Consider the following 20,876-nt stretch of genomic DNA (forward strand, 5'->3'; position numbering starts at 1 on the left):
CCGTTGGGGCCAAAGCAACTCTCCCTATTCAATTCCAGTCAGTAAACCCTGATTCATCAAACGCTCCCGCTCAGGCACCACCTTTTCGTATACACTATATTTACTGTAACAGACTGCTCCCACTTATCTAGCGTATGGCACCACCATGAAAAACACATTCATACACCTTGATTCCTTGATAGAAGATTTCCTCTGTTCCCTGAAACCAGTTTATATCACCTATATTTGCGGAATGATAAGTATACTCCTCCTCGGTAAACAGCAGGGGTCCTCTGTAAGGCAACTCCTTTGAAGGGTGCGATAAAGCCCTCTTCAGAAAATCTCCTGAAAACTCCTGACTAAGAACCCTGCCCGAATAGTTCATTGCCCATACAGGGTTATTACTAATCCAGACTCCTTCTTCACCTGCGAATTTTTCTCCGCCAAGATAAGTATCATAATAATAATACTTGCCTTCTTCATAAACGATATCATGAGACGATGGCCTTGAAGGTGAACCTTCCGGTCCATAACCGGCATAAGCTGCTTTTTTCGCCCGTAACAGAAAATCTAGCATTTTATCACTTTCAAGGATATCTTCTTTGTCGAAGAGAATGGTACAGTCACCTTCTTCGGATTTGATCATACTATCTATTGATATACCGAATATTCTGCTCAAAGCTATTAAGTTGTTGATATCCGGCAGGGATTTTCCTGTCTCCCATTTTGCAATTGCCTGCCTTGACAGTTCCACCTTTTCAGCCAGGTCTTCCTGGGACATTTTAAATTTCTTTCTTAGTAATATAAGTTTTTCCTGAAAATTCATGGTTTTCTTTAACTCTCCGATCCTTTTGATTCTTACAGTAAAAGGATATCATAACAATTCCTGCAGAACCACCACCTGCAGTTAACATTTCTGCATACTTATAGTTGCTTATATGTTGTTATTGATAAAACCGTATTTTTTCTTAAAGTACAGGAAATAGATTATATATAAAATCGAGGTAAAGGTCCAGGTCAGAGGATAGCAAAAGATTACTGCCCTGACATCATGAAATGCCGGAGCTGCTGTCAGAAGCCAGATGACCCTTAATACGCAAACACCAAAAAGAGTAAGTATAAAAGGCATTACCGATTGACCCATTCCCCTTAACGCTCCCGATAATATCTCTATCAGTACATAGGTACAATAAGTTGGCACCAGGAAATGCAATATTAAAAGTCCTTCCTTTATGACCTCTGTATCATTATTAAATATCCCTATAATATCTGCCGCAAATATACTTAAAATCAGACTTAAGAATACAGCTGAAATCATAGCAAAACTCAAACATACACGGATTCCCTTTGAGACCCTTGCCTGTTTGCCTGCTCCATAATTCTGTCCGACAAAAGTAGTTACAGAAACACCAAAGGAGTTCATGATCATCCAGAATATACCATCTATCTTACCATAAGCTGCCCAGGCGGCCAATACATTTAAACCAAAAGCATTCATACTGGACTGTATGAATAGATTAGAGGTGGTATACATTAAGGATTGTGCTCCTGTTGGTAGTCCTATATGTATGATTCTTTTTAAGATGTCTTTATGAAAATGTACTTGAAGAGGATACAATTTGTAGCACTCCTCTGTCTTCATAAGTACCTTGCAAACAAGAACTGCACTAACTAATTGAGCAATTACGGTAGCTGCCGCTGCTCCTGCAACTCCCCAGTGAAAAAGAACAACAAATATCAAATCAAGTATTATATTAACACCGCAGCTTGCAATCAGAAAATACAGAGGCCTTTTGGAATCGCCGATAGCTCTTAGGATTCCTGCTGCCATATTATATACTATATTAAATACCGTACCCAGAAAATAAACACGTATAAAGATCAGTGCATCCTTATAAACCTCCGGTGGTGTTCCCATGAGCTTAAGCGCCAAAGGAGAGGCAATCAGACCAATAACCATAATAAAAAGCCCACCTACAACAGCCAATGCAATGGCTGTATGGACAGACCTGCTTACTTCTTCTTTCTTTTTCCCGCCATAATACTGGGATATAATCACCGTAGCTCCTGAGGATATTCCGATAAAGAATCCTATTAGTACATTGATTAAGGCACCGGTAGCTCCGCCTACGGCAGAGAGAGCTTCTTTTCCGACATATCGCCCGACTACTACTGCATCAATGGTATTATAAAGCTGCTGAAAAAAAGTTCCAAATAATAGAGGGAAGAAATACGCCAGCAACTGCTTCCATATAACCCCCTCTGTAATACTCACCCTTGAGTCATTCTTGATCTTCATTTGTTCATCCTCTATATGTCAATCTTTACTGTATTTCGTGAAATACAGACTAAATTGTATCACTCAAAGAGGTGGAAAGCAAATCTTTTTCCTTAAACCTTTCTTAAGCTTTCTCCATTGGCTTCTTAGCTTTTATCCACTGTCTGATTCTTAAGGTTTTGCTCCATAATTCTTTTTCCCATAGCTGATATCTCTTCCCTGAGTGAATCAGGACTCATAACCTTTGCTTTATCACCAAAAGACAATATTATACCATACACCCAGTTATCCATTGGATAATATCCCCGAATTAAAAAGTCTCCGCTTTCCAGTTCGCTAATCTCTTCTTCCTCAAATTCATCATAAATCCTGTAAGCCATCTCTCTTTGGACCCAGAGTTTAAATTCAACGGGGACACCCTGTATTATTTCTGAATAACCGGCAGTGCCTGTAGCAATAGTATCTTTTTGTTCAGTCTGCGTAGCCGTTAAATGAACTTCTCTTAAAAGCTCTTCTCTTTTAAAGGTATCTCCGGTTGTCCTTGCATTTCTAATACGCGTTAAGCGAAAGGTTCTAAAAGCTTTTTTATCCATACAGAAGGCTTTCAGATACCAGGTTCTGGCCTTAAACCAAAGCTGGATTGGATAAACGGTTCGTTCAGACTGTACTCCCGATGAATTAAAGTAGGAAAAAGTAAGTACCTGACAATTCAGGATGCTTGTCTTTAAGAGTTCCAGAAATGCCTGCTTCTTACCGCTCCAATCAGAGAAATCTATGGAAACCCAGTTACTCTCATCAGCACTTTGTGTACCAAAAAAGGAGGTCAGTTTATTTAGTGCCGAATAATCTGCTGCCCTTGTCTGTACCAGCCCATTTAATGCTGCCAGTATTTCTTTTTTCTCCTGTTCAGAAAGTACGGATTTATTCAGGATATAATTATCCATCAGCCTGATTCCGCCCTTTTTCCCCCGTTCTGCGTAGATTGGTATTCCTGCCACGGATAAGCTTTCGATATCACGATAAATCGTACGAACCGATACTTCAAACCGTTCTGCCAGTTCTCCTGCTGTTATGGACTTTTTATCAAGAAGTATATATACGATTTCAAATAATCTGCTGATCTGCATCTGTTACAGTTCCTTCTTTTCCGATTACTTCGAAAGCTTCTTTTACAATATGTTGCAGATTCATGTGTTACTCCTTTTTTATACCAGATTAGCACACTATACCTGACATCTGTATGTCATATTAACTATTCTTAAATATTCATCCTGTAATACATAGGTTCGCTTTACTAATACCACCTTGCAAAAAATTTCAGCGGAGTCTTTTCCGTGACCATGGTAGTACTCTTTATGGGAGTTGCAGTGGAATCAGAATAATCAGCCCAGGTAAACCATCCCTTGAAGGTATAGCCCTCTCTTTTGGGTACAGGTAAGGTTCCAAAGGCTTTCGTACAGGTAACATCCAACTCATAGGACTCCCCGTTAAAGCCTACAAAAGTAACCTTTAGAACTTTTAATTTCCACTGAGCATAAAGCTTCTTAAGTTTATTGTCCTGATATACAGAGGCAGCTGTAATTTTATCCCCACCGCTTTTGCCGGTATACCAGCCGGTGAATTCATATTCTTTCCTAACCGGAACGGGTAACTGGTTTAAATATTTGGAGCCGTACCGGACAGTTGCTTTTTTACTGTCACCGCCACCATTTAAGTCCAGGGTAATTTCGAATTCTTTTCCATTCCAATGGGCATAAAGGGTATGATCTTTTGCAATTATGACCTTTTTGTCAGCATAAACCAGGGTTCCGGCTGAAGGAAACGTATACCAGCCTTTAAATACATAATTGGTTTTTGTCGGAACAGGTAAAGTACCATAGGTACTTCCAATAGTTACCGGCAGGGATTCACCATTTACAGTCCCCCCCTGGGGATCTAATGAGACGGTATAAGTCTTTACTGTCTCTGCTGCAGATACTGTTATATTTTCACAAGTGCTTCTTATTATCAGAAATACTCCTAAGAGTATTCCTGATAACATCAAGGTTACTATTTTTTTCTTTGTCATTTGTTTAACTCCATTAAATCAATTGATTTCCTGTGCCAGTACCAAGGCCCTCTTGTAAAGCGGGTCGAACTCACAGCCGCAGCTGCCGCATTCACTGTCAGCCTGCATTATGGCAGCAATGAGTTCTTCTTTGTCTCCCTTACCTTCAAGCCATGCTCTGGAGGGTTCTTCAATAACATCCCACCCTGATTCTGCAAATTTCGTAAGTATTTCATCAAATTCCATCTTATCCGCTTCCATTTAATGCTCCTTCTCACATTCATTTCCTGTGTAATGTAATAAATATCAGAGTTACTAAGAATGAATAACCTGTCCCACTTATTATATAGCACTTTCCAGAATTAGTCAAAGAAACTCTGTTAACAAGTACTGCTCCAGGTAAACTTCCTTTAATATCAGTAACTGCTTATTGTACTGGGATAGATAAAGGAAGAAGATGGTGCAGCGCATAAGAATAGTATATTCAATAAGAGACTGGAATCCTATGGTTATTATTCACTATATCAGCTGCTTTTCTTGTAATAATAAACCTGAATTTCTTATGTCATTAACTGCTTCAAGACTTAAATATTATTTTGTCCCTTACCTGCTTTGGTAAGATATCGATTGTAAAAAGCTCATTAATATGAAATATTCCGTAAGGGTAATCAAAAGTATACAATTCTTTTGTCACAGCTGCAGCGGCCTTTGCGGTCATATCTGCTTCTATCCTGCCACTGAAAAATACTTCTGTTTTTATGTTATTACCTGCTTTTCTACCACTGGCTTCAACTTTTAATGCAAATTTGTCGCTGCCCATTTTAAAACCTGAAATTAGCTTTACCATACCATTATAGATTCTTTTATATTTCAAAAGCTTAAATATACCTGTTCTTTTCATTATAAAAAAGAACCTTGTACTCAAGTCAGAATCAAAACATAGTCTCGTTTTAATAAATGGTACTTTCAGGGTGTTTAAAAGACTGTGCTGATCGGAGAAATTAAAACGATAGGCTTTCTTTCTGCCAAGTCCTTCGCCAAAATCAAAAGCTTTGCCTTCTGTAAAACTTTTAACCTCAGTTCGTTTTCCATTTTCCATTATTGAGAAATTATGATACATATTATCTATTGTCCACTCAATGGCAGCTCTCCCATGTTTGTCCCCCAAACCGAGCATTACTGCGATATCCACTGAATCCGATTCATCCATATCTTCACAGGCTTTTGCTGCTAAGAGGTTACTGATTCCAGGTGTCAGTCCTACACTAAGTAAGGCTGTCGCTTTATTTACTACAGCCATATCCCTTAGCTCCTCTATCTTTTTATGAAAGTCTGCATTAGCTGTTATATCCACATAATGAATACCCAGATTAAGACACAGGCGCACAAAGTCCGTGTTCTTTTGGTCCAAACACATTACTATTACCTTTGCCTCTTCAATCTGACTGATACCTGCTGCTGACTCTGTATCAAGCTGCATCGGGAACACTTTATTATTTGTCTTTCCGGTAAATTCCTCTGCTTTCTTATAACTTCTCCCTGCTGCATATACTTTCCCCGGATACAGCTCTCCCAACTCTTTGCATAAGATCTGACCCACATGTCCATACCCGCCAACTACAATAATTTTATCCTTTAAGTTGTCTTCTTTCAATATTAACCTCCTGCATATCACACGTTATAGCTCGATTGAAAATAATCAACAGTTCGACCGCACCACTTTAAGGTATACTACAATTGCTATATTAGAAACGCAGCTTTACTCCCCTTAAAATCCGGGCGTTTATTCTAGTAAAATTGACTAAAAATGATTTTCTACCAAGCTGTTGGCATGTTTTAGAAATTCCTGTATCACTTTAAGTTCATGTTCATTAAGCTCTCCCAAATAATTAAATAGTGGGCTGTCATATTTCTCATGATAAGCTTTATGCAGCAAATAAGCTCTCTGACCTTTCTCTGTTAAGAATAAGCATATTCTCTTTTTATCCTCTACGTCCTCTATCTTGTTAAGAAAACCTCTCTCCTCCAACTTTCGCACTGTTTTGGCGACCACTGCACGGGTGATATTAAAATTACGGGCCATTTCTGAAATAAAGATTCCCGGCTGATCTCCAACCATCTTAATCATATGAATTTCACCACGGTAGAAAGTCATGCCCTCTGGTCCAAGCTCCAAGGTGTTAATTTTGCCATTGGCAATACGTTCTGTCATCTTAATAAATTCATTAATGATATCTGTTTGCAGCATTTCCATTTATATCCTACTCCCTTTTCTGTAAAATTCGCCTTGCAGACTGCTATAGGCACCATCTAACTCAATTTCATTAATCTTAACAAAATTATGTTTCGTAAGCTGAGTTTTTATTGTATTGGCACTAAGCAGCAGATCCAGACCGTCCAGATGACTTGAAAGCCATCCCAGTATGCTCTGGGGAGGTGCCTGAAAATCCTCTGTTATCTCATTGGTCACCAAATATAAGATACCCGCCGGGGTCAGAGCTTTCGCTAACTTTTCCACAACCTCCTCCAGATGATCCTTCGCAAAATCCAGTATTCCGGAAGCCAGAATCAAATCATATCCGGTGCCTAAATGGTCAAGGTTAAAGTCTCCCTCTCTGACTTCAATACGATTTGTCAGTTTTCTCTCAGCTGCCAGCTGCCTCGGAAGCTGTGCAACACTTGGATGTTCAAATATAACCCCTCTGCAAGCAGGATATTCCTCTAAGAGTTCCATGGTCATAACGCCATTACCTCCACCAAGATCGAGTACCATTTGCGGAGAGGCCTGACAGAAGACTCCTTTTACATTTCTTACAAAAGACTGAACACGCCCTGTATACATTTCCGGAATCCCAACCCGTGCCGCTTCATAAAAGTCATAAACTTCAACCCCTTTATTATTTGACTGAATAATTTGATCCGGACCATTCTTTAAGCGTTCCTCCAAATTTGAAAGTGACATCATTTTCTCTCTGTAAAGAATTGTTTCACCGATATAAACCGCACTGGCTTTGTTTAAAAATTCATTACTCTGGGTTGTATTTCGGTATTGTTCACCTGACTTTTCAAGGAATCCTGCAGCTGACAGCGCATTGAGTACCAGCTGTAAATTACGCTCGTTAAGACCGGTATGCAAGGAAACAGCCTTAGGTGAGGTATAGCTTTCAAGATATGAGAACAGGTCAAAGCGAATTGCTGCCAGTAGTAATTCTGCTACTCTCTTCTGATGCAGTATATTAAAATATAGTCCAGGATTTTCTTTGGGCTTATGCATAGGATTCACCTCCTTTTATTATTTGTATGCCTAGTATACATATAATACGATTGTATGTCAAGCATACAATTGTATTTTGATATCTCCTGCCTTCTCTATTACATACCCGGCAATTGCTGTCTATAAAATAATATTCTATCTTTATTCTTGTTTTTGCCTGCATTTTGCTTCTTTTACTGCATTAATTTTGATAAGAGGTATTTCCTTTGCAAATTTAATCCTCATTAGCTGCTTTTATTTGGTATCTCACGACTTACCAAATGGCGTCTTGATTTACAAGTAATATTACATGATTCACTATCCTCTCCTTCCTATTATTCTTTATCGTATCACAATAAATATTTATTGATATCTATTGACTTATCCATTGATAAGTTTTATAATATCTACAATAGGGGTTATATGTAACACGAGATGCCACTTTTGTAACTAAAATGCAGTTTGCAATTATTATACTTAACTGGAAAGCGAGTTTCATCTTTAATCTAGTAAGTGATGTTTCTAATTATGCTTGGGTTATTTATAGAAAGATGCAGGTACTGCAACTGAGAAGAAGGTATTGAAACCGTAATGCAGGGTTCTAAGTAAAAAGTTACATTTATAATCAAATTCATTTGATTTATGATTATTGTTTATAATTCAATGCGATAAATTTAATTGTATTAATTAGAGTTCGTGTAATAAAAATATCAGCATCTCTCACATACAACAGATAATTTCCTTTACATACGAATACCTCAAAAGTGAAATAAAAGGTTATAGAAGAACTTAGTTTCTATAGAATATAGCGTGAAGGTTTATAGACAATTTATTCACGCGTAAATTTGTGCCTGTGGACCAGGTTTACAGGCTAAGAGAAAGGCATGGTTGTTAAAATGAATAGTCAAAAATTTGCCAAATGGTTAAAGGTTATCGTTTTTGGTACAGGTATCTGCGGTATTTTTTTATACCTGTTCTTATTTCCGGAATGGGGACGAAGCATCTCTGTGAGTAACCCGGAATACTCTTTTGCTTATTGGCCCTGGATAATATTTTTATGGATATCTGCTGTTCCCTGTTATTTAACTTTAATCTGCTGTTATCGCATTGCCTCTGAAATTGGGAAGGAAAACTCTTTCTGCAATAAAAATGCTGAACAGTTACGGTTTATATCTCTCCTTGCTGCTGTCGACACCGTTTATTTCTTCATGGGAAATCTGGTTTTCTTTTTCCTGAATATGAGTCATCCGGGCATTATCTTTTTAGCCTTAATTGTTGTGTTTATAGGTATTGCGATTACTGTGGCTTCCGCTGCTCTGTCTCATCTGGTTTACAAAGCAGCAAAACTGCAGGAAGAAAATGAGTATACCATTTAAAGGAGCCTGCAGCCCAAAGTTTTAAGTCTGTGAGAAAGGCATGGTTGTTTATATGATTATAATAAACATTGATGTTATGCTGGCCAAGAGAAAAATGAGTGTTACTGAACTCTCGGAAAGAGTTGGTATCACTATGGCCAACATATCTATATTAAAGAACGGAAAAGCAAAAGCAATTAAAATTGATACTCTGGATAAAATCTGCAAAGCTCTGGATTGCCAACCGGGGGATATCTTAGAGTGGCGGGGGGAGGAGAATGCGTCCACGAATTAAAGTCTTCTTCCGGCAAGCACCTGTACCAGCGATATTTACATTATTGTCAGCACTCTTCTTTCTGTTCTTCTTTTATCTTGTTACCGCATATGCAGTAGAACCTTATTATTTCGAAGGCCTGGGGTTCTTACTGCCTTTCATGTGTTATGGTATTCTCCATAAAGTAACAGCCAGGAAACTGATTAAGAAAACCACTTCCAATGCGATTTCTTTTGTTATGGCTCTTATTCTGAGTATTCCTATGGTGTTCCTCTTTCTTATACTATCTGTGCATTCAGCTACAACTGAATATAATAATCCCAAATTTTATGAGAGAATACTAAAAGTTAATGGTTATCCCCAAAACTACAAGATCGAGCATTTTCCTTCTACTATTCCTGAAGATGCCAAAAATATATTATTTCACTATAATCCTGCTTTCTTACAGGGTGGTGAGATTTTCTCACTTCGATTTAAGGCAGGCTCCACAGACCTTGCGGCATATGAGAAAGAATTTCTTAAGAGTGGTAAAACTTTAGACCCCTCGGACTATGATAATAACTTCTTTGAAAATATGATTTCTTATACCGGTTATAATATTCTACCAGAGGATTTCACCATCTATGTATTTAGCAGCACTTCCTACAAACAGGGAGATTGGAATCATGGGAGAGTAAATCTCTCTGCTATAAGCACCTTGCGCAGAGAAATAATATTTTATTCCCATAACTGGTAATTCACTTTATTTTATGATAGGCTGTATATAAACTATAAACTCTATTAATCAAAGGAGTATTATTTATGAAGAGTTGGATTCGGCATTTTATCTATTTAGTACTTTTAATCGTTTTGTTTGTCCTGTCTATCATTGTTGGAAAATTATCGGCCCATTATTTCAGTGTTGAATGGCGTCCTAACCATCTGTACTTTTTACTTAGTTACATAATTTTTATTTGTATCGGCTTTGTTCTGGGGCTGGAACACTTCTACAAACAAATTAAAAAGCGCGGTAAATGGCATTGTAATCTGCCGAAGCTTCTACTAATTGGTTTACCGGCTTTTTATGTTTCACTATCAAATCTAATAATTTTCAGTTACATAGATTTTCTTAATAATACAATTGGCGCTCCATTGATTTATCTGTATCAAAGCAGTGGCGGAGGTTACGTTAACTTAACTCAGATTATCTTTGGCCTCACTTTGATTACAGGTTTTTATAAAGACGGCAAAGAACTTGATACATATCAAGATTCGAATTTTAACAGCAGTTTATGAAGCAGTTCAGAGACTGCTTTACCGGGCATTTTCATCTCCTCCCATAACCAGGTTTCCAGCACTCCGAATACCCCTGCCACAATAAAGATCACCTCCACCCTATCGGCTTCTGTGACAGAGCAGGAGTTATCTGCCTGTAACTTATGATTGAAAAAATTCTTTATCTTTTCCAATGTCCTGCCGCCATTTTCAATTCGGGCCAGCACCAGAAATACTTCACGGTTCGTTTCCATGTATTCGGTTAATTTATCCGTAAAATTAAGTATTTTCATGGAGTTATCACAGGGATAGCACTGGTCATAGAACAGTTCAATATGATAAATCAGTTCGTTTTCAAGTTGCTCCATCAGGTCATAAACATCCTTATAATGGAGATAAAATGTCCCCCGTCCTAAATCAGCAAGCTTTGATATCTCCACAACACTGATCCTATTGATGCTCTTTTGCTTTAATAACTCCAAAAATGCATTTCGTATTGCACGCTTTGTTTTCACTGCCCTTCTGTCTTCCATAACTGTCCCTTTCCTGTACAATTTAACACGAAGTGTTTATCTTTGAACACTTTCATATTCATTGCACATTGTGACTATTGTTTGATTTAAGTATAATATACACATGTACATTTATCAATAGTTGTATATGGAGGACATGAAATGATGGAATACAGAAAAGCAAGAAAAGCCGAGCTTGGAGAAATTGCAGTTCTATTAACGGTATCTTTTCAAGATTATGGTTTCTTCAAGATGTATATAAAAAACAGAGAGAGACAATTTAAATTCCTGCACAGCATATTAAGCACTGCTGTCAAAGCTTATTATAAAAAGCATGTCATCTTAGTCGGAGTTAATGATAATAAGATTCTGTCTGCCGCATTATTAAAGACTCCCGATAAACAGGAACTTGGATTAATGGATTATGTGAGTGCGGGTGGAATTAAGGCATTACTTACAGGTGGAATTTTTAACACTTGGGGATTTCTGAAGCTGGCTCAGGAAGCTGGTTCTGCTTGCCATAGTCTGCCGGGTCGAGTATGGTATCTTGAAACACTTGCAGTATCTGCTTCTTGCCAGGGGCAAGGATTGGGAAGTAAGATGCTAAAGGAAGGTATTAAGCCTTATATTGAAAAAAGAGGCGGTGGTTTACTGACTCTTATCACCAATACGGAACAGAACCGGCTTTTTTATAAAAAGAATGGCTTTGATGAATTTCATGAAATGACACTTGCACGAAATGGCAAAAAAATTGGTAACTGGAGTTACCGAATGAAAATAGATAAACTGAAATAAAGTATATATATAAATTGATTTAATTCTTTATCTCTTCCAAATATGAAAGCTAATATTTATACCAGGAAAAGATAAAATTTATTAATCGCTTTATAAGTTTAAGATCAAGAGGTGAAGAATATGGTTTTATATTTTAGCGGTACCGGGAACAGCCGTTATGTGGCTAAGATAATTGCAGAGAAATCAAAAGATGATCTGATTTCAATGAATGAACTGATGAAAACAGGAAATAAAGAAGAACTGAGCTCCCCTGATAAACCCTTCGTTTTTGTCTGTCCCACTTATGCCTGGAGAATTCCCCGTGTCGTTACAGAGTTCATCCGCTCTGCCACATTTACTGGCAGCAGAAAAGTATATTTTCTTATGACCTGCGGTGATGACACAGCCAATGCCATAGGCTATATCAAGGAATTGTGTGAGTTTAAAGGCTTTGAATTACAAGGTTTTGCAGAAATTATCATGCCGGAAAACTACATTACAATGTATTCCGCTCCAGAGAAAGCTGTGGCTAAGGAGATTATTGAAAAAAGTACTCCTTTTATCCTTAAGCTTGCAGAAAACATTCAGGACGGTAAAGTTTTTGACCCTTTTACAGCAAAAGCTAAAGTTAAGAGTGGTTTAGTAAATACTGCCTTTTATGGACTGGTGGTTAAAGCAAAAGGATTTCATGCTACAGATAAATGTATAAGCTGCAGTAAATGTGTAAAGCTATGTCCCTTAAATAATATTGAAATGTCAGGCAGTAAGCCTGCCTGGAATAATAAGTGTACCCATTGTATGGCATGTATCTGCGGCTGTCCTGTCACTGCCATTGAATATAAAAATAAGACCCAGGGCAAGACCAGATACTATCTGGATACTTTCTAGATAATCCCTAATTTATAGCGAACATAGAATTATAATTTATAGTATCCTTTAATATCCAAGCACAATTATGAAAAACCTTTAACAATAACAAAATAATTTAGAGTGAAAGAATCACTATTTGCTTCCCTGCAAATAATGCTCTTTCACTCTTTTATAATGGCTCTTTCACTCTTTTCTTACTATTTTTTGCTTTCTAATCTCTTAACCTTCTCCGAATAAGCCTGGCTAGTATCTTTGCTTCACTTTCAGGTCTTCTCTCAGATAATCTGGCCGCTGCTACAGGAAGTTCCCATTTCTTTAGATCCTCCATATGATATCTGGTAATCTTTAAATATTCTTTTAAGTAACTGGCTGCCATCCTTCCCTGAAAGAAGCTGATGAGTTTCTTTTTAAAAGGATTTGGTTCAGGAATATCACTGTATTTCAGCATAATAAAAGTTCTTGCAGCATCTGCGACAGGTTCACCTTTACAGGCAGTCATCCAGTCAATGGTTATCGGACCTTTGTCAGTAAGGATTACATTATCCGGATGAAAATCGAAATGACACAATCTATTTCCTTCCGGCAGCCCGTCCATATAGTTATTAATCAGGGTCTTTTCTGCCTCCGTCAGATGTTCTGCTCTGGCTATATCACCTCGCAGCTTATCTTTCACTGAAATAAACTCAAAATCAATATTCCTTTGTATATCTTTATGAATTCCTGCCAGCGTACGGCAATAATACTTGTATTCCTTCAGATTACCAAACAGCTCTCCCAGCATGGCCTTGCCTGCTATCTTTTCATAGACAGCGCCATACCGGTCTTCTTTCTGGACTTTTTCATAAGCTTTCGGAAGAAAGGTATACCTGTCTGATAACTGTTTGGTTATATTATATTCCCAATCGGCGGCTTCTTTGGGCATATAATTATAATACAGTTTTAGGATTTTATTCTCCTCCCACTGATATATCTCCGCCGTATTTCCTTTTCCAATAAGAAGTATGTCTCTTTCCATCTCTACCACACTCTATTGCCATTTCTCTATAAGTTTGTCAAATATACCTGCGCATGCACTGGTATCTTTTAAGGGAATATAGTCGCTCTCAATTTTCTTATTGCGGAAAAGTTCGCTGATATGTTGGATTTCATATATAAATCCGTCTTCAAATTCTTCTTCAAAGGTCTCCAGCAATTCGCCGTTCTCATTGTATCTCTCAACTTTGTGAGCACCCAGGAAATTGTATACTACCACTTTTCCTTCAGTACCATAGACGATTGCATCCTGAGATACTCTGGCATTCAGACCGCAGGATAAAGATGCTAAGGCACCGCTTGCAAAGCCAAGATTAATAACTGTAAAATCATCAACTCCTGTAGCACATTTATGAGCAATTCCACTTACTTCTACCGGATTCTCTCCTAATATACCCGTAGCAAACTCAATGGGATATACACCTGCGTCATAGAGACTTCCCCCTGCAAGCTCCGGGTTGAATAACCTGTGCTCCGCATCAAAAGGAATATGAAAACAGAAAGCTGCCTGTACAAGCTGTGGTTTACCGATAAGTCCCCCAGCAACCCATTCTCTTGCTTTTCTAAAGGCAGGGATACATCTGCTCCACATAGCTTCCATCAAAAGAACATTTTTCTCTTTCGCCAGCTCAATCAATTCATCTGCATCTTTTTTAGTGGTAACAAAAGGCTTTTCACAGAGTACAGCCTTTCCCTGCATAATACATTTTTTTATGATATCGTAATGAAAATTATGGGTTAATGCCACATAAACGATATCGACCTCTTCATCTTGTAATAATTCATCATAATTATCATATGCTTTTGCAGCATTATATTCCTTTGCAAATGCTTCAGACCTTTTCATATCTCTTGAAGCAACTGCCCTAAGGCTTGTACCCTCTGCATTTTTTAAAACACCTGCAAATCTGTTTGCAATACCGCCAAGTCCGATAATTCCAAATCTCACTGTCATAATGTATTCTCCGTTCTATAGTCCTATAATAGTTTAGAAAGACTGTTTTTTCAGCCACTAGAAAGTTAAAATTGAAGATAGCATTCATTTCCTAAAAGTGATTAAAATAGAAAATGTTCTCGCTTTCATTGTATTGAATGCGAGAACATTTGTCAATCACTCTTAAATTTGCATTATTTACAACTTATAATTGCATTATTTATGCACACATTTATCTTTATTATTCAGTTATCAGTTCTCTGACCTCCACCCTTTTACTTTTCCGGAGGATAGATAGGAAACCAAAAAGAAACAGGTACATATGACGGTAGTCGGTAATATCAGGGTGATTGCTGAGTACTCTGTTTCAAAATTTGCATTACTGACATTATAACCATAATTCTAAAGCATATCGCAGATTATATAAGATAAATCTTCATCATCATCAATTACAAGAATCTGTTTTGGCTTCATATGATATCTCTCTGTCTCCCATTCTCTTATTTATTCAACAGTATTGTAACAAATAACACCTGCAAAGTCGATGTTATTGTAAATTATCTGCTTAATTAATGTTACTGTAGATTTTTACCCTGTAAATCCCTTTCGTTGACAAATACTTTAATTGATATTATAGTTATATGTGTTTTAAATCAACAGATATTATAAGGAGCTTACTATGAACTATAAGATTTTACTCTTTGATCTGGATGATACCCTTTTGGATTTCGCCGCCAATGAACAATCTGCCTTAAAGCATCTCTTTGAAGATAACGGTATTGATTTTACAAAGGAAGTCTTTGATACCTATTCAAGTGTTAATAAAAGGCTTTGGGCTGCATATGAGAAGGGTGAGATTCTGTTAGATGAGGTATTAAACACCAGATTTTCAAATGCTTTATTCTCTCTTGGTAAAAAGGCTGACGGCAAGCTCTGGGAACAAAACTACCGGGAACTGTTAGGAAACGGCCATGAGATGATTGAAGGGGCGGATAGGTTAATAAAGCGCCTATCAGGTTCCTTCCGTATGTTCATCGTAACAAACGGAGTAACAGAAACTCAGATAAAGCGCTTAAAACTTTCCGGTTTATACTCTTATTTTGAAGATATTTTTACTTCTCAGGCAATTGGATACCAGAAACCGGCTGCGGAGTTCTTTGATTATGTAAAATCTCATGTAAAAGACTTTGATGCAAAGAACACTTTAATGATTGGTGATTCCTTAAGCAGTGATATAAAGGGAGGCAATCTGGCCGGTATAGATACCTGCTGGATCAACAGGAACTCTGCTGCACCCTCAGCAGATATCAAAAGTACCTATAGCATTGCTAATTTAGATGAGTTATTTGATATAGTTGGTTCTTAATACTTACTGGTTCAAAATATCCTCTAATGGAATCACTTTAGCAAATCTGTTATTCCATAAGGCAAAATTGAAATATTCATACACCTGCTTTCCGGTCATAAACTGATTATCAACGGTTGAATTCGTACCCTCCGGTATAATCACTTCATATTCCTGTTCAAAGGCAGACTTGCAGGTAGCATCGATACAATACTCGGTTTGAAGACCTACAAGGTAGATTTTACTAATATCTTTACTGTCAAGGTAATCCTTCAAACCGGTTTGCCGGAAAGCACTGTTATACCTTTTCTCAATGATTTTGTCCGTCTCTAAGGGTGTAATCTCGCTATATATCTGCCACTCTCTGCTGCCATACTCCATATTACTTCCAGGTCCGTCGTTATGTCTGACATAGATTACTTCCATCCCTTTTTCTCTGGCAAAAGCAATCATTTTTTTTACACCTTCAAGAAAATTTACTTCATTATAAGGATGTTCCTCCATAATAACCGTTTGAATATCAACTACCAACAACACTGCTTTGTCCATAATATTTATCCTCCTGTTTATTTTACTGCCCTGTTATTCTTATACCACACTGTTTTATTCTGCGCGCTCTTTTATGCTACGTTGTTCTTTTGTTTTACGCCGCTCTCTTATACTATGTCTGCTACGTCGCCCTATTATTCTACGCAGCTTTTTATTCTATACAGCTCTTTTATTCTACGCTCTCTTTTATTCTACATCGCTCTATATATGCTGCGCTGACTAAAAGAATCATACGTTAAATTCTGTGTGAATTTACATCCTTATAGAATAACCTATCACCCTAAATAATTGGACTGGAGCATAACTTTTCACTTATCCTATGGGCAATATCCCAGGCCAGCCTGTGATATGTGTGTTATTGTAATATAAACAGGAGGTTATGTCCAATTAAATAAACTTAATTTACCTTACATTGTTACTTATAAGTCTCAAAAAATCGCAATATACTTCCGTCTATTGTAGTTATACTGCATTCTTTGCTTCCCCAAGGCTGTTCAAGGATATCAGAAATCTGCTCCCAGCCGTTTTTCTTTACGAGCCCATGCAAAGAATCAAGTCCTTCTACCATTAAGAAACTTGCTACTCCTTTTACCGCTTCTCCCTTAAACAGATGAAAACCTCTAAAGGGAACAATATGCGCAACGGCTACTTCACCTGGGTAATCAAATACACAACCATATTCACCGGCTCCTTCACTGTCCCTGGCTGCAACATCTCCGTACCATCCCAATACTTCCTCAAACCATTTAACGGTTTTGTCCATGTCATCAGTAAAATATACAGGACCATTTTCTCTTACCACATAACCTCGGCTGCTATACTTCTTCATCTCTTCAATCCTCTCATTCATCATTATTTGGAAGTTAAGCTGAGGATAAGCTTTCAGTACAATGTCTGTATTTCTGGCTTCCGAAGGGGTAATTCCATAGAATCTTGCAAATGCTCTGGAAAAAGCCGCATGGGATTCATAACCGTATTTCAAGGCAACATCAATAATTTTCGTTTCCTCTGCCTGAAGTTCAGCAGCAGCTAAAGATAACCTCCTGCCACGAATATATTCCCCCAAAGATAAGTGTGTGAGGAAGGAAAATATACGTTGAAATTCCCAAACAGAACATCCGGTATATCTGGCCGCCTCTTTATAATCCACCTCCTCCATTATATTTCTTTCAATATAATCAATCGCCTGACTCATACCTGTTTGCCAATCCATTTCGCACCTCCTGATTATATTATAGAATAATGGATATTTTCTGCTGTACAGATTGTGTATAATTCTGCATAATGTAATTATAGCACTGGATTAGATGTACTTATAGGCAAGTTTCTAGTTCCTGGTTTCTCCCAGCTCCACCAGTTTTAAATAATGAGGGATATCCCTGACATCTGGCTTTTCAAAATAGAATGCCGGATTACAGCAACCACAACGCCAGTATTGCTCTCCCTCAAATTCATACACAACCGCTTTCTTACAGGTACCATTCGACCGGTTTGAACAGCCTTTATCACTACGTCTGAATATATCTCTTACCTTTTCCGGACACTGTTCCAGGTAAGTAATGCAGGGCTTAGCATTTCTTATACGAAGGTACAGAATCAGCCTGGTTTCATGTGAGGATATACGAAAGAGACTGATGCCTTTCTTCTTCGAATAATCCATAGCAGGCCCTTCCCATCCTCCGCATAGATTTTCTTCATACCCGGATTGCATTAAGGTTTTATGAAATTCTACAGCAAATTGCCTTTCTTTTTCTGAATGAAAAGTATCCGCTACAGTTTCGATTCCTCTGCCAAAACTAATGTTATCCTCAGCTTCTTCCAGAAGTCTGTAATTGCATTGTAAAAAATCATAGATATAAGGCATTCTTCGTTTTCCAACTGCCATTTCAGTTTTAGCTACTGATACCACTATATTTTCTGATGCAACTTTATCCGCTGATGCAGCTTTATCTGCTGATGCAATTTTACCTGCTGATGCAACTTTATCTGCTGATGCAACTTTATCCGCTAATGCAACTTTATCTGCCGATACAACTTTATCTACTGATGCAACTTTATCCGCTAATGCAGCTTTATCTGCTGATGCAGTTTTACCTGCTGATGCAACTTTATCTGCTATCATTTTTAGCACAATTAAGCAATTTATGTTGTCCGGATAAGATATTGTTATCTGTTCGTCAGTTAGCATAGGTTTATTATCAATTACAAAACCAAATTCTTTAAGCTTCATAAAAATTACTTTATATCTTTTCCCTGTATTTAGAGCAGGTAAATCCTGCCTTTGAACTTCCAGTGTGCTTTCGTTCAGTTTGCCTGCTGCTATAAGATGAAAGAGAAATTGCAAGGGGATATATACTTCCTCCCTGGCTCTTCTTTCGTGACTGTCATAAAAGCGATACTTCTCTATCTCATATAAAGGAAGGTTATAGTCCTCAGGAGAATTTTTAATGTCCTCATAAATACTACTGAACATGTTCCATATATCCCGAAAAGCTGTCTGTAGCTCTTTTATCTCCATTGACTTAAGAAAGTCAGGATGTACAGTAAATTCCTGAGGATATCTGATTAGTTCCAACTGTCTTATTGCTGCCCAATGGCTGATCCAGTATTTCATAACTCATCCTTTCCCGCTTAAACTGTCTTCAATTTGATAGGTACATAGATATCCAGCTGATCATATCCAAGTCCTTTTTTGATATTCTCTGTTATGATCATATGACACATAGTCCTGTGCCCTTTCCTCTCATCCAGTTCAAAACCGCTGGTCTCTACCCACTTTTTGATTCCTTCGTAAACTCTGCCATTAATGTCATCATCTCCATCAACAGAGATTGCTGCCGCATAAATACCGCCTTCAAAATCTATAATATCATAACCACCGGTATCCTCACTGACAGCATCATTTTCAACTGCCATCCACCACACCCCGTACCCATCCTCAAACCATAGAAAGTCAAGAGGGGAAAATGATATCCCTTTACGTTTCTTATCATAATCCTGCCACCACTTATCAAAATTACCCAGTGTCTGATCAAATGTATCATATCCTGACGTAGCCATTCTGCATTTGGGCAATTCAATAATACGCACTTCCGGCCCTCTTTTTAATTTTTCATTGACATAGTTAAGCCTCTGTGCTGTACTCTCTGTTACTTTCACTGACTCTGCCTCATTTATCCGGTCTGCCGATTGACGTCCAGGGTTTGGACTGCCAGGATTACCCTGATATTCTTTTTCTGCGAGCTTACATTCAATTTCCTTTGCTTTTTCATAAAGCAATTTAACATCTGCAGGGTCTGTGAAATTCAGTGCCTCAATCTGATAAATAAATTGCTGGATAATATCTTTTAATTCATGAAGCAATGCAACTTCTTCATCAATACCTTGTGTTTTTTTAGCAAGTATCTCCAGTACTACCGAAGAATCCGCGGTAACAAATATTCTCTGAATATCTTTGATGCTGACATTAAGCTTTCTTAGTATTAAAATCTGTTCCAGCCTCTTTATTGCAGTGTCATCGTACATACGATAAGCATAGTCCTCACTGCGGATACTGTCGATTAACCCCATATCTTCATAATACCTCAGGGTTCTGGCTGAAATGTCATACTTTAGGGATACTTCTCTGATTTTAATAAGTTCCTCCACATTGTAGCCTCTCTTTCTTCATAGTTAGACTTAGAAGGCACTACATGAAATTAAAACACTTACAACACTTATCAACCGAGTCACCAGCAGGCTTATAATATGCATCGACGTTTGCGTCACAATAATTTCACACTTCTTTTTTCAGGCAATTTCCCAAGCTGGCTTGTGATATGAATTGATGTTTGTAAGGTAAAAGCTGGCTTACTTATACACGGGTATTATCTTCTAAGTTCTAAAATTAGATTAGTCGATTACCTAACGGCAGAGTCAAGATATAATTTATCCTATTTATATAAAAGCTTTTCGAAACAGACAGCTTCTTTATTTCCAGCGTATTTTCCGTAGTTTTCACGTATAACATACCCTTTCTTTAAATAAAAACTGACAGCTTGCTTATTTTTAACTCTGGTCTCAAGCCACAAAGCAATAAACCCAAGGCTTTTAGCCCTTTCCTCCAGATATGTAAGAATGTCCGTGCCAATATGCTGCCCTTTCTCCCTTGCATACACACGTTTAACCTCAGCTATTTCCTTACTGATTGCCCTTATGGCTCCACAACCCACTGCTTTTCCGTCCTGATTTATTGCCAGAACAAAACAGGAACGGGCCTCCTCCATATCCTCAAGAGAAAAAGAATTCTGACCGCTGGCACCAGTAATGTTCATTAGAGCCTGTGACAGTTCCTCCAATAATTCCATAGCCTCTGGGTTGTCTTTGGGCTTTGTCTCAACAAAATTCATACAAAAAACCTCCGATTGCTGTGTAGCCTGGA

General features: G+C 37.8%; 23 protein-coding genes. 7 read left to right on the forward strand and 16 right to left on the reverse strand.

Translation table 11 applies throughout. From position 1 onward, the window contains the following. Nucleotides 1–127 precede the first annotated feature (127 nt). From BR73_RS0116905 to BR73_RS0116940, 8 genes are all read right to left on the reverse strand, one after another. Entirely contained in the window at nucleotides 128–805 is a 678-nt protein-coding gene (locus BR73_RS0116905; protein ID WP_033166498.1) for a DUF5680 domain-containing protein, read from the reverse strand. Nucleotides 806–913: 108 nt separating this feature from the next. Next, nucleotides 914–2,278: an MATE family efflux transporter gene (locus tag BR73_RS0116910; protein ID WP_033166499.1), complete on the reverse strand. Its 1,365-nt coding sequence runs from the start codon at nucleotides 2,276–2,278 to the stop codon at nucleotides 914–916. A 125-nt stretch (nucleotides 2,279–2,403) separates the two neighbouring features. Next, the gene (locus BR73_RS0116915; RefSeq protein WP_033166500.1) at nucleotides 2,404–3,384 is read right to left on the reverse strand and encodes a YafY family protein; all 981 of its coding nucleotides are present in this window, start codon (nucleotides 3,382–3,384) and stop codon (nucleotides 2,404–2,406) included. 167 nt (nucleotides 3,385–3,551) lie between these two features. After that, nucleotides 3,552–4,325, reverse strand: a complete 774-nt coding sequence (locus BR73_RS0116920; RefSeq protein ID WP_033166501.1) for an InlB B-repeat-containing protein — start codon at nucleotides 4,323–4,325, stop codon at nucleotides 3,552–3,554. An 18-nt stretch (nucleotides 4,326–4,343) separates the two neighbouring features. After that, nucleotides 4,344–4,565, reverse strand: coding sequence for a hypothetical protein (locus BR73_RS0116925; RefSeq protein ID WP_242860695.1), 222 nt, complete (start codon nucleotides 4,563–4,565; stop codon nucleotides 4,344–4,346). 316 nt (nucleotides 4,566–4,881) lie between these two features. Next, nucleotides 4,882–5,958, reverse strand: a complete 1,077-nt coding sequence (locus BR73_RS0116930; protein ID WP_033166502.1) for a saccharopine dehydrogenase NADP-binding domain-containing protein — start codon at nucleotides 5,956–5,958, stop codon at nucleotides 4,882–4,884. A gap of 147 nt (nucleotides 5,959–6,105) precedes the next feature. Further along, the gene (locus tag BR73_RS0116935; protein ID WP_051685269.1) at nucleotides 6,106–6,558 is read right to left on the reverse strand and encodes a MarR family transcriptional regulator; all 453 of its coding nucleotides are present in this window, start codon (nucleotides 6,556–6,558) and stop codon (nucleotides 6,106–6,108) included. Next, nucleotides 6,559–7,578 (reverse strand): class I SAM-dependent methyltransferase, encoded by a 1,020-nt coding sequence (locus tag BR73_RS0116940; RefSeq protein WP_033166503.1) that lies wholly within the window; start codon nucleotides 7,576–7,578, stop codon nucleotides 6,559–6,561. Nucleotides 7,579–8,441: 863 nt separating this feature from the next. Here BR73_RS0116940 and BR73_RS0116945 point away from each other — a divergent pair. The 4 genes from BR73_RS0116945 to BR73_RS0116960 all read left to right on the forward strand — a co-directional run bounded on the left by BR73_RS0116945 (nucleotide 8,442) and on the right by BR73_RS0116960 (nucleotide 10,461). Continuing rightward, on the forward strand, nucleotides 8,442–8,933 hold the full coding sequence (locus BR73_RS0116945; protein WP_051685270.1) for a DUF2975 domain-containing protein: 492 nt from the start codon (nucleotides 8,442–8,444) through the stop codon (nucleotides 8,931–8,933). Between the two features lie 40 nt (nucleotides 8,934–8,973). After that, a complete protein-coding gene (locus tag BR73_RS0116950; protein ID WP_347463452.1) occupies nucleotides 8,974–9,207 on the forward strand; it encodes a helix-turn-helix transcriptional regulator in 234 nt (77 codons plus the stop codon). After that, complete coding sequence (locus BR73_RS0116955; RefSeq protein ID WP_033166505.1) at nucleotides 9,191–9,922, forward strand: hypothetical protein; 732 nt, start codon at nucleotides 9,191–9,193, stop codon at nucleotides 9,920–9,922. The genes BR73_RS0116950 and BR73_RS0116955 overlap by 17 nt, the downstream gene beginning before the upstream one ends. A 65-nt stretch (nucleotides 9,923–9,987) precedes the next feature. Next, on the forward strand, nucleotides 9,988–10,461 hold the full coding sequence (locus BR73_RS0116960; protein WP_033166506.1) for a hypothetical protein: 474 nt from the start codon (nucleotides 9,988–9,990) through the stop codon (nucleotides 10,459–10,461). Here the strand turns inward: BR73_RS0116960 and BR73_RS0116965 are convergent. Beyond that, nucleotides 10,431–10,973 (reverse strand): TetR/AcrR family transcriptional regulator, encoded by a 543-nt coding sequence (locus BR73_RS0116965; RefSeq protein ID WP_033166507.1) that lies wholly within the window; start codon nucleotides 10,971–10,973, stop codon nucleotides 10,431–10,433. The two genes, BR73_RS0116960 and BR73_RS0116965, sit on opposite strands and share 31 nt — an antisense overlap. A gap of 141 nt (nucleotides 10,974–11,114) precedes the next feature. Here BR73_RS0116965 and BR73_RS0116970 point away from each other — a divergent pair, with 141 nt between their 5' ends. Further along, on the forward strand, nucleotides 11,115–11,747 hold the full coding sequence (locus BR73_RS0116970) for a GNAT family N-acetyltransferase (RefSeq protein WP_033166508.1): 633 nt from the start codon (nucleotides 11,115–11,117) through the stop codon (nucleotides 11,745–11,747). 120 nt (nucleotides 11,748–11,867) lie between these two features. Continuing rightward, complete coding sequence (locus tag BR73_RS0116975; protein WP_033166509.1) at nucleotides 11,868–12,614, forward strand: EFR1 family ferrodoxin; 747 nt, start codon at nucleotides 11,868–11,870, stop codon at nucleotides 12,612–12,614. Nucleotides 12,615–12,807: 193 nt separating this feature from the next. Here the strand turns inward: BR73_RS0116975 and BR73_RS0116980 are convergent, their stop codons facing one another. Further along, nucleotides 12,808–13,611 carry an aminoglycoside phosphotransferase family protein gene (locus BR73_RS0116980; RefSeq protein ID WP_051685271.1) on the reverse strand — a complete coding sequence of 268 codons (804 nt, stop codon included), beginning with the start codon at nucleotides 13,609–13,611 and terminating at the stop codon, nucleotides 12,808–12,810. A gap of 12 nt (nucleotides 13,612–13,623) precedes the next feature. Next, a complete protein-coding gene (locus BR73_RS0116985; protein WP_033166510.1) occupies nucleotides 13,624–14,583 on the reverse strand; it encodes a Gfo/Idh/MocA family oxidoreductase in 960 nt (319 codons plus the stop codon). 658 nt (nucleotides 14,584–15,241) lie between these two features. On the opposite strand from BR73_RS0116985, the gene BR73_RS0116990 reads away from it, so the two are divergent. Then, the gene (locus tag BR73_RS0116990) at nucleotides 15,242–15,928 is read left to right on the forward strand and encodes a YjjG family noncanonical pyrimidine nucleotidase (protein WP_033166511.1); all 687 of its coding nucleotides are present in this window, start codon (nucleotides 15,242–15,244) and stop codon (nucleotides 15,926–15,928) included. A 3-nt stretch (nucleotides 15,929–15,931) separates the two neighbouring features. Here the strand turns inward: BR73_RS0116990 and BR73_RS0116995 are convergent, their stop codons facing one another. The 5 genes from BR73_RS0116995 to BR73_RS0117015 all read right to left on the reverse strand — a co-directional run bounded on the left by BR73_RS0116995 (nucleotide 15,932) and on the right by BR73_RS0117015 (nucleotide 20,844). Then, complete coding sequence (locus tag BR73_RS0116995; RefSeq protein ID WP_033166512.1) at nucleotides 15,932–16,456, reverse strand: cysteine hydrolase family protein; 525 nt, start codon at nucleotides 16,454–16,456, stop codon at nucleotides 15,932–15,934. Between the two features lie 415 nt (nucleotides 16,457–16,871). Next, complete coding sequence (locus BR73_RS0117000) at nucleotides 16,872–17,669, reverse strand: helix-turn-helix domain-containing protein (RefSeq protein ID WP_033166513.1); 798 nt, start codon at nucleotides 17,667–17,669, stop codon at nucleotides 16,872–16,874. A gap of 114 nt (nucleotides 17,670–17,783) precedes the next feature. Further along, complete coding sequence (locus BR73_RS0117005) at nucleotides 17,784–19,070, reverse strand: hypothetical protein (RefSeq protein WP_033166514.1); 1,287 nt, start codon at nucleotides 19,068–19,070, stop codon at nucleotides 17,784–17,786. A gap of 17 nt (nucleotides 19,071–19,087) precedes the next feature. After that, nucleotides 19,088–20,104: a MerR family transcriptional regulator gene (locus BR73_RS0117010; RefSeq protein WP_033166515.1), complete on the reverse strand. Its 1,017-nt coding sequence runs from the start codon at nucleotides 20,102–20,104 to the stop codon at nucleotides 19,088–19,090. A gap of 284 nt (nucleotides 20,105–20,388) precedes the next feature. Further along, nucleotides 20,389–20,844 (reverse strand): GNAT family N-acetyltransferase, encoded by a 456-nt coding sequence (locus BR73_RS0117015; protein ID WP_033166516.1) that lies wholly within the window; start codon nucleotides 20,842–20,844, stop codon nucleotides 20,389–20,391. Between the last annotated feature and the right edge of the window lie 32 nt (nucleotides 20,845–20,876).

The sequence above is a fragment of the Clostridium sp. KNHs205 genome (genome assembly GCF_000702945.1).
Taxonomy (GTDB): Bacteria; Bacillota; Clostridia; order Lachnospirales; family Lachnospiraceae; genus Anaerocolumna.